The sequence below is a fragment of the Sutterella sp. genome, assembly GCF_052272535.1.
Lineage (GTDB): Bacteria > Pseudomonadota > Gammaproteobacteria > Burkholderiales > Burkholderiaceae_F > Sutterella.
The window spans coordinates 1-13,194 of sequence record NZ_DAVZJY010000043.1 but is presented as its reverse complement, the minus strand read 5'-3'; the positions used below and the strand labels follow the sequence as shown (position 1 = coordinate 13,194).

The following is a 13,194-nucleotide window of genomic DNA, read 5'->3' as shown; positions in this document are numbered from 1 at the left end:
AACTAGTTTGACTGTAGTCAAGCCTTTTCGGGATCTGTCATCCCGGAGTTTGGGGCTTAAGGCCCTGCTTCAGGGCTGCTTCAGGGCTTTTCGCCAAGCGCGGGCGGCCCGAGCGGGCCGCCCGCTTCTCCCGGGCTCAGGCGGCCGAAGGCGCGGCGGGCGCCGGTTCGTCCGTGATGCCCGAGAGCCGCAGCAGCGCGTCGAGCTTCGGCGCGCGGCCGCGGAAGGCCGTGAAGTTCACGATCGCGTCGCGCGAGGACCCGCGCTCAAGGATCTCCTTGAGGAAGCGCCGGCCCGTTTCGGGGTTGAGGACGCCCGTCTCCTCAAACGCGCTGAAGCAGTCCGCGGAGAGCACCTCGGCCCACTTGTAGCTGTAGTACCCCGCGGCGTAGCCGCCCGCGAAGATGTGCGAGAAGCTCTGCGTGAAGCGGTTCCACTTCGGCGGGAAGACCACAGCCACCTCGCGGCGCACCGCGTCGAGGAGCCCCTCGACGGAGTCCTTTTCGGGGTTGAACTCCGAATGGAGCAGCATGTCGAAGAGCGCGAACTCGACCTGGCGCACGCAGAAGGCGCCCGCCTCGAAGTTCTTCGCGGCGAGCATCTTCTCAAAGAGCGCGTCGGGGAGATGTTCGCCCGTCTCGGCGTGCTTGGAGATCGCGCGCACCACCTCGCGCTCCCAGGCGAAGTTCTCGAGGAACTGGCTCGGCAGCTCCACGGCGTCCCATTCGACGCCGTTGATGCCGGAGACCTGCGGCACCTCCTGCGCGGTGAGGATGTGGTGGAGCGTGTGGCCGAATTCGTGGAAGAGCGTCGTCACCTCGTCGTGCGTCATCGTCGCCTCCGCGCCGCCCGTGGGCGCGGCGAAGTTGGTGACGAGGTACGCCACGGGCGTGACGAGCTCGCCCGAGGGGAGACGGCGGCGCGTGCGCTCGCCGTCCATCCAGGCGCCCGAGCGCTTGCCTTCGCGCGCATAGAGGTCGGCGTAGAAGGCGGCGATCACGCGCCCGCCGCGCTTCACCTCGAAATACTTCACGTCGGGGTGCCACACGGAGGCGGGCTTCTCCTCAAACGTCACGTCAAAGAGCTTCCCGACCATCGCGAAGAGCCCCGAGAAGACCGCGGCCTGCGTGAAGTAGCGCTTCACTTCGGCGTCGGAGTAGCTGTAGCGCGCCTCGCGGAGCTTCTCGGCCGCATAGGCGCGGTCCCAGGGCTCAACGTCGGCGATGCCGAGCACGTCGCGGGCGTAGTCATCCACCTCCTTGGCGTCGGATTCGGCGCGGGGCTTGGAGCGTCGGGCGAGGTCGCGCAGGAAGGCGAGCACCTCCGCGGGGCTCTCGGCCATCTTGGTCGCGAGCGAGAGCTCGCCGTAGTTTTTGAAGCCGAGGAGGTGCGCCTCCTCGGCGCGCAGTTCAAGAATGCGGCGGATGAGCGGGGTGTTGTCCCAGCGGCCGCCGTCAAACTCCGACGCGCGCGTCGAGAAGGCGCGGTAGAGCGTCTCGCGCACGCCCCGGTCGGCGCAGTACTTCATCGCCGGAAGGTACGAGGGGTACTGGAGCGTGAGGCGCCACCCCTTCTTCTTCGCGGCTTCGGCGCTCGCGCGGTAGAGCGCCACCGTCTCGGCGGGCACGCCCGCGAGGCGCGAAACATCGTCCACCACGAGCTCGAAGGCGTTCGTTGCGTCAAGGAGGTTCTCGCTGAACTTCTGCGAGAGCTCCGAGAGCTCCTCGCCGATCGCCTTCACGCGGGCGCGCTCGGCCTCCGGGAGCGCGGCGCCCGAGAGTTCGAAGTCGCGCAGCTCGTGCTCGATGATGCGGCGGCGCACGTGGCAGAGCGCTTCAAATTCGGGCGAGGCCTTCATCAGGCGGTACTTCTCGTAGAGCGCCTCGCTCTGCGAAATGCGCAGATAGAGGTCGGTCGCAATGGGAAGCGCCTCGTTGAAGGCGTCGCGCAGCGCCGGCGTATCCACCACGCTCTGCAGGTGCCCGACCGCGCCCCAGGCGCGCGAGAAGGCGAGCGAGGCCTCTTCGAGGGGCTCGACCACGTGCGCCCAGTCGGCGGGCGTGCCGGGGGCGGAGACTTCGGCGAGCACGCGCTCGAGTCGGGCGGCGAGCGCCTTGACGGCGGGCACGACGTGCTCGGGCCGCACGGCGGCGTAGTCGATCAGGCCGGCGTCGGTGATCGTGAGGAGCGGGTTTTCGGAATGCGCTTCAAGGGCGGCTTGAGTCATGGAGTGGGTCCAGTGAAGGAATGAGGCGGAGGTCTCGGGAGGGAGGCGTCGCGGAGGGCGTCAGAGCGTATCACCGAGGCCGAGGTGGCGTTCCGCGGCGAGGACGGTGTTGGAGATGAGCATGGCGATCGTCATCGGGCCGACGCCGCCCGGAACGGGCGAGAGCCAGCCGGCCACCTCCTTCACGCTCTTCTCGTCCACGTCGCCGCAGAGGCGCCCGTCTTCGTCGCGATTCATGCCGACGTCGATCACGACGGCGCCGGGCTTGACCATGTCGCCGGTGATCATCTTCGCGCGGCCCGCGGCGGCGACGAGAATGTCGGCGCGCCGGGTGATTTCGGCGAGGTTGGAGGTGCGGCTGTGCGCGACCGTCACCGTCGCGTGGCCCTCGAGGAGCATGAGCGCCTGGGGCTTGCCGACGATGTTGGAGCGCCCGACCACGACCGCCTCGAGGCCGGCGGGGTTGACGCCGATGTGCTCGAGCATCTTCATCACGCCCGCGGGCGTGCAGGGGCGGAAGCCTTCGTCGCGGCGGCCCACGAGGAGCGCGCCCGCGGAGAGCATGTGGAAGCCGTCCACGTCCTTCGTCGGGTCGATCGACTCGATCACCGCGCTCGCGCGGATGTGGTCGGGGAGCGGGAGCTGCACGAGGATGCCGTCGATGCCCGCGGCGGCGTTGAGGCGCCGGATCAGGCCGACGAGCTCCTCCTGCGGCGTGTCCGCGGGGAGCTTGAACTCATGCGAGGAGACGCCCGCGCGCTCGCAGGCGCGGGTCTTGTTGCGCACGTAGACGCAGCTCGCGGGGTCTTCGCCCACGAGGATCACGGCGAGGCCGGGACGGCGGCCCTGAGGGAGGGCGGCGAGCTCCTCGCTGCGCGCCCGGGCGCGGGTTTCAATCTCGCGCGCAAGCGCCTTGCCGTCGATGAGTTGAGCAGTCACTTCCAGTGCCTCCGGTCTCTGAGAATTCGATGGGGGTTCGAGGGGGCCGTCCGGGATGGGGGCGGCGCGGGCCGCCCGCCTCACCCCATGGGAGCGGCGTCCGGTCATTATGGCTCAGGACCCGCCCGTTTCTCCTCGGTAGTCCTGCCGAGGCGCCGCGTTCATTTGGAGGGAATTCGGAGGGAGGATGGACGCAAAAAAAGCGCCCGCCTCCCGGTGGTCCCGGAAGGTGAGCGCTTTTTGCGGCCGGCGGGCCGCCGGATTTCGCCGGCCCGCCCGGCACCCATCGGGGCGCAAATCGGCGGTCCGGACCGGATGTGGCGCCGCAGGTGCGGGAGGCGCGGACGGTCAGCGCAGCGAGCTGTTGATGCCCGTCACGGACGATTCGGCGAGGCGCCGTTCACGTTCGGCGTCGCTGTCGCGGAGCGCCGAGTCGAGGCGGCGCTGGTGCTCGGCGTTCTCCTCGGTGTGCGGGAGCCCCGTTTCGGCGAGCCGGCTCGGGAGCGCGGCGACCGCTTCGGCGAGGGTCGAGGAGATCTTCGGGTAGAGCTCGGACTTCACGACGACGCGCATCAGGTCGGCGACCGTGCCAGACCCCGTCTTGTCCATGATCGAGGCGCGGTGCGCTTCAACGGTTTTGATCGAGATGCCGAGGTCGTCGGCGATCTGCTTGTTGAGGCGGCCGTTGACGATGCGCTCGAGGACCTGCTGCTCGCGCGGCGTGAGCTTTTCAATCAGGGCGCGGTTCTGCGAGAGCGCCTGACGGCGGGCGTAGAGCTCCTTGGCGGTGCGCATCGCGCGCTCGACCAACTTCTGGAGCTGCGGCTGCTGGAAGGGCTTCTGGATGAAGTCCATCGCGCCCTTCTTGAAGGCCTGCACGGCCTGCGGCACGTCGCCGTGGCCGGTGATGAAGATGAACGGAGCGTCGATGCGGCGGCGCAGCAGGTGGTCCTGAACGTCCGAGCCGGACATGCCGGGCATGCGCAGGTCGCAGAGGATGACCGACGGAACGTTCTCGTTGAACTGCGCGATGAATGTTTCACCGCTCTCGTAGTCTTCGACGCGGTAGTTCGTCGATTCAAGAAGCCACTTGATCGACTCGCGCACGTCCGCGTCGTCGTCGATCACGTAGACGAGGCCGTTCTTGTTCTCAGCGGTGTGCTCGTTGGTGAAGTCGTAGCTGGAAAGCATGTCTGAGGTTCTCCTTTCGGGAAAATTCATTCTAGCAACAACACTTAATGGCTAACCCGGTGTTTTTCAGGAGGTTGGGGCAAATACTCAGTGATGGTTCGTCCTGGATCAGAAGTGCGCGCTCCGCAGTCAGTGTTTTGCGCAGGTGCCCGGGCGGCCGCGGCCCGCTCCTCCCCCGCCCTGCTCCCCACACGCTCAGAGCGCCGGCACGGTGAAGGAGAAGGTGGAGCCCCCGCCCGGCGTCTCGGAAACGACGAGCTCGCCGCCGTGCAGTTCCGCAATCGAGCGGCAGATGTTGAGGCCCATCCCCATGCCCTCGTTCTTCGTCGTGTAGAAGGCGTCGAAGAGCTTGGAGCGGACCTCCTCGGGAATCCCCGGGCCGTGGTCCACCACGCGGAAGCGGATGCGCGCCTGCTCGTCCGTCTCGATCTGGTCCGCCCAGAGCTCGATCGTGCGCTTTTGGGCCGGCACTCCCGCCTCGACGCACGCCTCCATGGCGTTCTTGAGGAGGTTGAGGAGAAGCTGCTCCAGCATCACGCCGTCGCACTTCATCAGGGGGAGCGTCTCGGGGACGTGGAGCTCGATCGCGCTCTCGAACTTGCGGGCCTGAATCTCCGCGAGTTCGAGCGTCTCCTGCACGACCGTCTGCACGGCGACGGGCTCCAACTTCGCGTCCGTCTTCTTTGCGAACCCGCGGATGCGCTGGATGATGCGCCCGGCGCGCTGCGCCTGGTTTTCAATTCTCTGGAAGCTCTGCGCCTCGCGCTCGCGCGAGAGGGTGCCGGCCGCCAGCATCGTCGCCGCGGCGTTGGCGTAGTTCGCGATCGCGGCGAGGGGCTGATTGAGCTCGTGGGCGAGCGAGCTCGCCATCTCGCCCATCGTCACGAGGCGGTGCGTCGCTTCGGCGCGCCGCAGCTGCGCTTCGCGGGCGAGCTCCATCGCGCGCCGCTCGGTGATGTCGGTCGCGATGATCATCTCCGCGGGTTCGGACTTGGTCCAGACGATCCGCTGCGAGCGGACGTCGAACCACCTTCCCGTCACCTCGTCGAAGATCCCGTCGCCGCGCACGGCGGGCGGGGTCTTCTCGAGCTGCGCGAGCAGACGCGCTCCGCCTTCGGCCTGGTCGCTGAAGAGCGTCCGGTAGGCGCGGTTTGCGAAGAAGAGGGTCGAGCGGTCGGGGAGCGAGAGCACCGCGATGGCGCTCGCCATGGACTCGACCACGCGCGTGAAGCGCTCGTTCGCGTCCTCGACGCGCTTGCGCGCAAGCACGAGAGGCGTGACGTCGAAGAGCGCGCCGATCGAGCCGAAGGCCGCGCCCGACTCGTCCACGATGGGCGAGACGCGCAGCTCCGCCCAGAAGGTCTCGCCGTTCTCGCGCCGCGCCTCGAAGCGCAGCGTCTCGGCCGAGGACTTCGCCCGCGCGAGTGCGTCCTGCATTTGCGGCAAGAGGTTTTCGAGCCAATAGGGATAAGGGGGCCGCCGCCCGAGGAGCTCCGAGGCGGGGTAGCCGACGATCCGCGGGAAGGTTTCGTTCACGTAGAGGATCCGCCCCTGCAGGTCCGCGACGCGCAGGCCCACGACGGCGGACTCGGACATCGCGCGGCGCAGCGAATATTCCGTCGCGAGGAGCTGGTGCGAGCGGTGCTGCTGGCGCTGGTAGTAGAAGACGATGCCGACGGCGAGGAGAAGCATCACGGCGAGGCCCGCGACCGCGAAGTACTGCATGCGGTTCGTCGCGAAGAGCGCGTGCTCGTAGCTCGTCGCCCGCAGGCTCATCCGCTCGCCCGAATGCTGCAGGAAGCTGATGGGGGATTCGTAGCGGATCGGCGCGGCGAAGGACGAGTTCGCCACTGAACTCTTCATCGCGGCGTGGGTTTCATCGACCGCGCGGTCGTTCAGCAGAAACTGGAACTGATAGTGCGTGACGGAGAGGCGCGATTCGGCGAGCCGCAGCAGGTCCGAGAGGTCGATGCGCGCGAGGAGCACGTGCGTGCGCATGGGCGTAGGCACGATGAGGTTCATGAAGACGTGCGCGGTGTCGGCGGCCGCGTAGATCGGCGTCGCGCCCGAGCGGTCGTTCTTCATCACGAAGTCGAGCGTGCGCAGCGTCGGCGCGTCCTGCACGTTCCGGGGGGTGTTGAAGACCGGAGCCTCCTGCGTGGTCGCCGACCGCCAGCTGTGGAGCACCTCGCCCTTCTTGTCGACGAGCGCGATCTCGATCACCTCCTTGCGGTCGACCATCAGCGTGGACGCGGACAATTCGGCCGAGGCGGCGGAGTAGCCGCCGTTCGGGGAGTGCATGAGCCGCATCGAGAGCTTCTGCAGAATCTCGGCCGTGCCCGTGACCCGCGCCTCGAGCGACTGCACGACGAGGTCGGTGGACTGCTTGAGGCGCACCGACTCGGCCTCGCGGTCCGTGCTGATCACGAGCCAGGAGATGCCGATCAGAAAGGCGGCGACGAGAAGCAGTGCCGCCCACGAGGCCCAGAGACCGCGCTCGGTGAGGGCGGGCAGCTGCACGGACGCGTTGAGGTTGCGGAAGGCGTCCGCAATCAGGGGATCAGGAAGATCGGAGGACATGACGGAGATGCGGGAGGCGAAGACCGGAATTCCGCCATTTTAGAAAAGCGCGGCGGGCGCCGCCGCAACCTTAAAATAGGGCCGCATTCCATTTTTCCCGGGCGACGGCCGCCCACCCCGGGCGGGAGGCGGACTTCGCCTCTCCTCCGGCGCGCGGTCGCGGCGCCTCATCCCTCTCCGAGTCTTCACGCTCCCTCCCTCCGAAGGAATTCCGTTCATGGCGATCTCCACCTATTCCGAAGTCGTTGCTCAGCCGCTCACGCAGACCGAGCTCAAGCGCCTCGTCGCCCGCGCCGCCCTCGACTACGTCGTTCCGGGCGAAGTGCTCGGCGTGGGCACGGGCTCTACGGTCGATCAGCTCATCGACCAGCTCCCCGAAATCCGCGACCGCATCCCGGCGTGCGTCTCGAGCTCGGAGCGTTCGACGAAGCGCCTCGAGGCGCTCGGCTTCAAGGTGCTCGACATGAACGCCGTCGAGTCGATCGGCGTCTACATCGACGGCGCCGACGAGATCGACCCGGGCTTTGCGATGGTCAAGGGCGGCGGCGGCGCGCTCACGCGCGAGAAGATCGTCGCCTCGGTCGCGAAGAAGTTCGTCTGCATCGCCGACGCCTCGAAGAAGGTGGACGTGCTCGGGCGCTTCCCGCTCCCCGTCGAGGTGATTCCGATGGCCGCGGGCGCGGTGCGCCGCCGCCTTGAGGCCCTGGGCGCCGAGGTGAAGCTGCGCGACTTCATCACCGACAACGGCTGCCGCATCCTCGACGCCGCGGGGCTTTCGATTTCCGACCCGAAGGCGCTCGAGAGCGAGATCAATTCGTGGCCGGGCGTCGTCACCGTCGGGCTCTTCGCCCACCGCGGCGCCGACGTGCTGCTCCTCGGCACCGCCGAAGGCGTGAAGACCTTCCGCCCTGAATAAGCGGGTGAGGCCCCTCTGCGGGCCTCCGGCTCGCAAAAACACGAAGGCCCGGACGACTCCTTCTGTCGGAGTTCCGGGCCTTCGGCGTCTGCGCACGGGCGGCGGAGCCGCCCGTGTAGAGGTGCATCACTTCTTCTTTTCGTCGGCGTGCGGCGTGTAGTTCGGCAGATCCACCGACTTCCCGTCGCCGAAGAAGTAGCGCTCGCACTGGCTCATCAGGTGCTTTCTCGCGGAGAGGTCCGCGAGGTTGAGCTGGTACTCGTTCACCATCATCGTCTGCAGGCGGGTCCACTCGGCCCAGGCCTCCTTGCTGACGTTCTGCCAGATGCGCTTGCCGAGTTCGCCCGGGAAGGGCGGATAGTCAAGTCCTTCGGCTTCCTTCTTGAGCTTCACGCAGTTGACCATGCGGGCCATGTCTCCAACTCCTTTATAGGGCTCCCGATTCCCGGGGGGCGCTTCGAGCGGCTTCTTCGGGAAAGTGGGAAATGTGTTCCTTCTCGTCGAACCGGCGGCCTCTCCGGGAAGGCTTCTACAGCCTCTCGAGGCCTGAAGTGGACCGCCCCTGTCGGGCGGTTTCGTTCTCCTGCGCGGCGACGCCGCCCGAGTGTACACGATGCCCGGCCGCCGCTCACCTGCGTCTGAGCGGCGGCCGGGTTTCTCTGTCAACCGAAGAGGATCTGGTTGACGACGAGCGTGGTCGCCATGCCGAGCACCATCGGGATCCAGGTGCGGCGCACGATCGCCATCGGGGAGACGCCCGCGGCGCCCGCCACCGCGATGATCACGCCCGCCACCGGACTCATCGCGCGGAACATGCCCGAAGCAAACTGCATCGGCGTCACGAGCGCCTCGACCGTGCCGCCGAGGCCCGTCGCGACGTCCGGCGCGAGGGAGGCGAAGGACGAGTAGGCGCCGACGCCCGAACCCGTGAGGAAGGTGACCGCCGAGACGATCGCCGTGAGGATCACCGTCATCACGCCCATGCCGGCGCCGACGCCCTGCGCGGACCCGATCAGAAGGTCGATGAGGCCTGAGGTCTGCAGGCCCGTCGCGAAGAATTCAGCGCAGATGATGAGCGCCACGATGCCGGCGAACATCTTCCCCATTGCCTGGAACATCGCCATCGCGTCCTTGAAGATCTTCTTCACGTCGCGCACGCGGATGATCTCAATCACGACCACGAGGGCCCAGACCATAAAGAGCGCGGCGACGGTGTCGAGCTTCACGCTCGAGACGACGAGCTTCGAGAAGATGATGAGGAGCGCGATCGGAAGGACCGGGAAGACGGCGTACCACTTCGGCGCGGCGGGAGCGTCCGCGGCCTTCACCTCAGCGGCGTCCGAATAGACGTCGTCCCTCTTCGCGTCGTACCAGCGCTGCACGAAGTAGTGCGCGGCGCAGCAGACGAAAAGCGTCGGAACGGCAAGCGGGAGCTGGTACTGCACGAGGTAGATGATCGGGTCGAGGTTCGCGACCTTGGCGGCGAGGTTCGCCGTGCCGGCGGTGGGCGCGAAGGTCATGCCGGCCGACGTGCCGATCACGGCGGCGGCCGCGGCCGCCGACGTCCCCACGGCCTTGAGGATCGGGAAGAGCGCCACGAGGAGCAGCATCGCGAGGCCCGCGGCCGACGGAATCACCATCACGAGGATCTGACCCACGATGTAGCCCGCGGCGAGGACGAGGTACGGCGCGCGTAGCTTCGCGAGCGGCTTCACGGCAATGTCCACCAGAGCGCGCGCCGCGCCGATGCGGTCCATGTAGGCGGCGAAGCCGCCCGCGGTCATGATCAGGAATCCGATTCCGGAGCTCTGCTTCGTCGCGATGCTCTTCAAGGTCGCGAAGATGTCGAAGAGCCAGAAGCCCGAGGGCTTCACGCCCTTCGGGAGAAACGAGGCGTCGCCCATGAGCGCGACGCACACGAGGATCACGAGGCCCGCAAAGAAGAGCGTGAGGTGGGTCGAGTAGCGCTTCAGAAGCGCCCAGCCGGCAGCCGCGGCGACGAGCACCGCAATCCAGGGAAGAAGAGAGGCCATTTTGAAAAGCTCTCCATGAAGAGATGAGATAGGGAAGGCGGGAGGAATCAGAGGAAGGCGCCAAAGCACCGGTTGAGCTCGAGGAGCGCGGCGGCCTCCCTCGCCCTCAGCGCGTCGGCGGCGTCTTCAAAGCGCTTCAATGCGGCGCGGTCCTCGGCGAGCATCGCCGAGACCTCCGTGGGTGCGGCGCTCCCCGCCGTGCGGCGGCCTTCGACGATTCGGCGGGGATCCAGGGCTTCGTGGAACTCCGCCTCGCTCATCGGAAGTTCGGGCGAGGCTTCCGGGAACTCCTCCGTGATCTCCTCGCGGTAGATGCGCTGCATCTCGGCGTAGGGGAAGTTGAGCGGGAGGACGTTATTGGCCCGGGCCCAGGAGACCATGCGGCTCGCCATGTGGTGCCCGATGCGGAAGGGAAGGCCGTGCTCGCGCATCAGGCGGTCGGCGATCTCCTGCGAGGCGGTCCAGTCGCTGTTGAGTTCCTCGAGCGCCCGCTCGGGATTGATGCGCAGGGCGTTGAGGACCTTGAGGAACCGCTCCATCATCGAAGTGGCGGCGGCGGACATCCGGCCGTTCTTCACCGTGCTCTTGCCGTCGGTCATGCCCGGCACCACGTTGTGCACGCGCAGGAAGACGGCGTTCATTTCGGCGACGACGTCCGAGCAGTCCGCGCGGCAGTTGTTCAGGAGGCCCGGGTTGCGCTTCTGCGGCATCGCGGACGACACGTACGTGTTGTCGCCCCCTTCGGAGAGAAGAATCCAGGGACGCGGCTCGGCGTACTGCACCATCACTTCGTTCAGGAAGCTTCCCGCATGGATTGCGGCCGACCCGACGATCGAGGCGAATTCGAGCGAGACGTCGACGGGGGCGATGCAGGTCGCGTCGAAGGCGCTGCGCACGGGGCGCGCGAAACCGAGGGCCTTCGCCATGCCGTCGCGGTTGAGGGGCCAGCCCGTGCCGTTCAGAACCGTCGCTCCCATCGAGCACATGTCGAAGCGCTCGAGGTACTGCGCCAACCGCTCGCGGTCGCGCAGCAGCCCCGCCGTGATGCCGAGAAGTTCGTGCGCCCAGCTGTTGGGCTGCGCGGCGACGCCGTTCGTGTAGTTGGGGACGATCGTGTTGCGGTGCGCGTCCGCGAGGTCGAGGAACCTGCCGATCACCGCGTCGAAGGCGGCGGCGAAGGCGAGCGCGCGTTCGCGCTGGATGGCGATGCGGGCGCTCGAGAGGATGTCCTGGCTCGAGCGGCCCGCGTGGATCGCCGTCACCTCGGGCGAGGTGGCGGCGATGAGGAGCGGCTCGTAGGCGATGTAGGAGCTCGGACGCTTCGCGCCGGGCTGCGCCATGTCCGCCTCGACCCGGGCGATGCCGCGGGCGGCGAGACGGGCGAGCGCCTCAGGGATGAGGCCGCTCTTCGATTCGACCACCACGGTCGCCTTGTTGATGGTCGAGATCCAGAAGAACTCGTCATGAAGGAGGGTTGCTGCTTCGGGCTCAATCATGTGCGCCTCTTTGAATGTGAAAAGGTTTCCCGCAGCCTGACCGTGCGGGAGGGGGAGGGTGGATGAAGTAGAGTTTCGTGCCGGCGCCCGGCCGCCGCAATGCCGTAATTCGCAAAGCTTCTTTGCGTTCGGCGCAAAATGAAGATCTTCCCAAGGCGCAGGAAGCGTAGGAAAATCAGAGGTATGAAGCGGCGCAAAAGGAGACGCCCGGTCAAGGGTTTCCCCTAAGAACGTGCCAGACGAAAATTGAGGATGCGGCGGTTGAGGCCGCCCGTCTGACGGAGGTGCAGGACGATGGCGCAGACGGACGATCTGCATGCCTGGCGGCAGTTCATCTGCTTTGCCAGAACGGGCACGCTCACTGCGGCGGCCGAGGCGCTCGAAACGGCGCCTTCGAGCATCTCGAGGGCCATTGCAGGGCTGGAGAAGTCGCTCGGCTGCGAACTCGTCGGCCACAACGCGCGTCCGCTGAGGCTCACCGACGCGGGACGCCTCGCTCTGCGGCGCATGGAGACGATTCTGCGTGCGCACGACTCGCTCATGACGACTCTCATGGACGAGACGCGCTCGCTCGAGGGTTCGATACGGCTCTCCTCCGCTCCGGGCTTCGCCTCGACGCATCTCACGGCGCTCCTCGCGCGCTTTGAGGCCGAGCACCCCGGGATCCGGATTGAGATCCTCTCGGGTCTGCGGGAGGCCGACCTCAAGAAGGGCCTCTGCGAGGTGGCGACGCTCACGGGCGAGCCCACGATGCCCGGGCTCGTCTACATGAGCCGAGGGCGCAACGTCTACCTTCCCGTCGCCTCGCCCGAGTACGTGCGCCGCCGCGGCATGCCCGTCTCGCCCGAAAACCTGCGCGGCCACAGAGGCTTCATCTACAACGGCCCCGTGCGGCCCGAAACCAAGACCCTCCACCGCGGCGGGCGGGTCGAGCCCGTGGCGTTCGGCGAGGCGGTGCGCTCCACGGACATCCTCGCCATCCGCGCGGCGCTGCTCTCCGGCCAGGGCATGGCGGTTGACATGCCGCTCGTGCAGATCACGAACGACCTGATCGAGGGGCGGCTCGTGCCGGTGCTCCCAGGGTGGTTCCGCCCGCCCGTGGAGTGCTTCATCGCCACCAACCGCGACGCCTGGCACATGAAGCGCGTGCGGATCTTTCTCGAGTGGCATGCGCGGGCGATGCAGGCGCTCTTCGCCTCCTTCGAGACCGCGGTCTCCCCGATCGTCGGTCTCCCGCCCGACGCGGATCATCCCGACCGGCAGGAGGTCTTCCGCACGTGAAGCACCTCCGATGAGGGAGCGGTCATTGCACCACGCCCGGCGCATCCTGTAGCATCAGGCCCGCCCGTTCGCCCCACCGCGGTGCCGGCGGGCGTGAAACTCCCAACTCCCTCACGGCCGGGCATCCGGGCGCGGACGCGTCCCGTCTCTTTCTCCCGGCCGGTTCCGCGTCCCGCCGCGTCCTGCTCGTCCCGAGCGCTGCGGCGGGCCGCCGCTTTGCGCCTCCCGTTGGGGAGCGAACGGACCGGGCGGCTCCGCCTCCCGCTGAGCCCCTTCCCGGCCCGCATGGAACAGATTCCAGAAGGAACGACCAAGAACATGACCGACAATCGCGCGCTTTTTGCGGCCTTCCAGAAGGTCCGGGCGGATGTGGATCAGGCGCTCGTCGAGACGCGCCGCAAGGAGGCCGAGGCCCGCGAGGCCGAAGAGAAGAAGCGCCTCGCCGAACGCCGCGCGAAGCGCGCGGGTGGGGCGGCGAAGGCCCTTCAGACGCCGCCCGCGAAGACGGCGGCTGCGCCCGAACCCGCAAAG

General features: G+C 67.6%; 10 protein-coding genes. 3 read left to right on the top strand and 7 right to left on the bottom strand.

The genetic code is table 11. The features are described from left to right. Positions 1-136: 136 nt before the first annotated feature. The 4 genes from ACT6Y9_RS03865 to ACT6Y9_RS03850 all read right to left on the bottom strand — a co-directional run bounded on the left by ACT6Y9_RS03865 (position 137) and on the right by ACT6Y9_RS03850 (position 6,937). Complete coding sequence (locus tag ACT6Y9_RS03865; RefSeq protein ID WP_443743560.1) at positions 137-2,227, bottom strand: M3 family metallopeptidase; 2,091 nt, start codon at positions 2,225-2,227, stop codon at positions 137-139. 60 nt (positions 2,228-2,287) lie between these two features. Continuing rightward, positions 2,288-3,166: a bifunctional methylenetetrahydrofolate dehydrogenase/methenyltetrahydrofolate cyclohydrolase FolD gene (folD, locus tag ACT6Y9_RS03860; RefSeq protein ID WP_295480264.1), complete on the bottom strand. Its 879-nt coding sequence runs from the start codon at positions 3,164-3,166 to the stop codon at positions 2,288-2,290. 348 nt (positions 3,167-3,514) lie between these two features. After that, positions 3,515-4,357, bottom strand: coding sequence for a response regulator transcription factor (locus ACT6Y9_RS03855; RefSeq protein WP_295480262.1), 843 nt, complete (start codon positions 4,355-4,357; stop codon positions 3,515-3,517). 195 nt (positions 4,358-4,552) lie between these two features. Continuing rightward, on the bottom strand, positions 4,553-6,937 hold the full coding sequence (locus ACT6Y9_RS03850) for a PAS domain-containing sensor histidine kinase (protein ID WP_443743559.1): 2,385 nt from the start codon (positions 6,935-6,937) through the stop codon (positions 4,553-4,555). A 217-nt stretch (positions 6,938-7,154) separates the two neighbouring features. Here ACT6Y9_RS03850 and rpiA point away from each other — a divergent pair, with 217 nt between their 5' ends. Continuing rightward, on the top strand, positions 7,155-7,853 hold the full coding sequence (gene rpiA / locus ACT6Y9_RS03845) for a ribose-5-phosphate isomerase RpiA (RefSeq protein WP_443743558.1): 699 nt from the start codon (positions 7,155-7,157) through the stop codon (positions 7,851-7,853). 126 nt (positions 7,854-7,979) lie between these two features. On the opposite strand, the gene ACT6Y9_RS03840 is transcribed toward rpiA, so the two are convergent. The 3 genes from ACT6Y9_RS03840 to ACT6Y9_RS03830 all read right to left on the bottom strand — a co-directional run bounded on the left by ACT6Y9_RS03840 (position 7,980) and on the right by ACT6Y9_RS03830 (position 11,382). Further along, positions 7,980-8,267: an oxidative damage protection protein gene (locus ACT6Y9_RS03840; protein ID WP_295480256.1), complete on the bottom strand. Its 288-nt coding sequence runs from the start codon at positions 8,265-8,267 to the stop codon at positions 7,980-7,982. 248 nt (positions 8,268-8,515) lie between these two features. After that, positions 8,516-9,886, bottom strand: a complete 1,371-nt coding sequence (gene dcuC / locus ACT6Y9_RS03835) for a C4-dicarboxylate transporter DcuC (RefSeq protein ID WP_443743557.1) — start codon at positions 9,884-9,886, stop codon at positions 8,516-8,518. A gap of 47 nt (positions 9,887-9,933) precedes the next feature. Then, complete coding sequence (locus tag ACT6Y9_RS03830; protein ID WP_443743556.1) at positions 9,934-11,382, bottom strand: lyase family protein; 1,449 nt, start codon at positions 11,380-11,382, stop codon at positions 9,934-9,936. Positions 11,383-11,676: 294 nt separating this feature from the next. Between ACT6Y9_RS03830 and ACT6Y9_RS03825 the strand changes: the two genes are divergently transcribed. Continuing rightward, complete coding sequence (locus ACT6Y9_RS03825; protein ID WP_443743555.1) at positions 11,677-12,663, top strand: LysR substrate-binding domain-containing protein; 987 nt, start codon at positions 11,677-11,679, stop codon at positions 12,661-12,663. Positions 12,664-12,981: 318 nt separating this feature from the next. Next, positions 12,982-13,194 (top strand): hypothetical protein (locus ACT6Y9_RS03820; protein WP_443743554.1); only part of this gene is annotated, 213 nt, incomplete at its 3' end.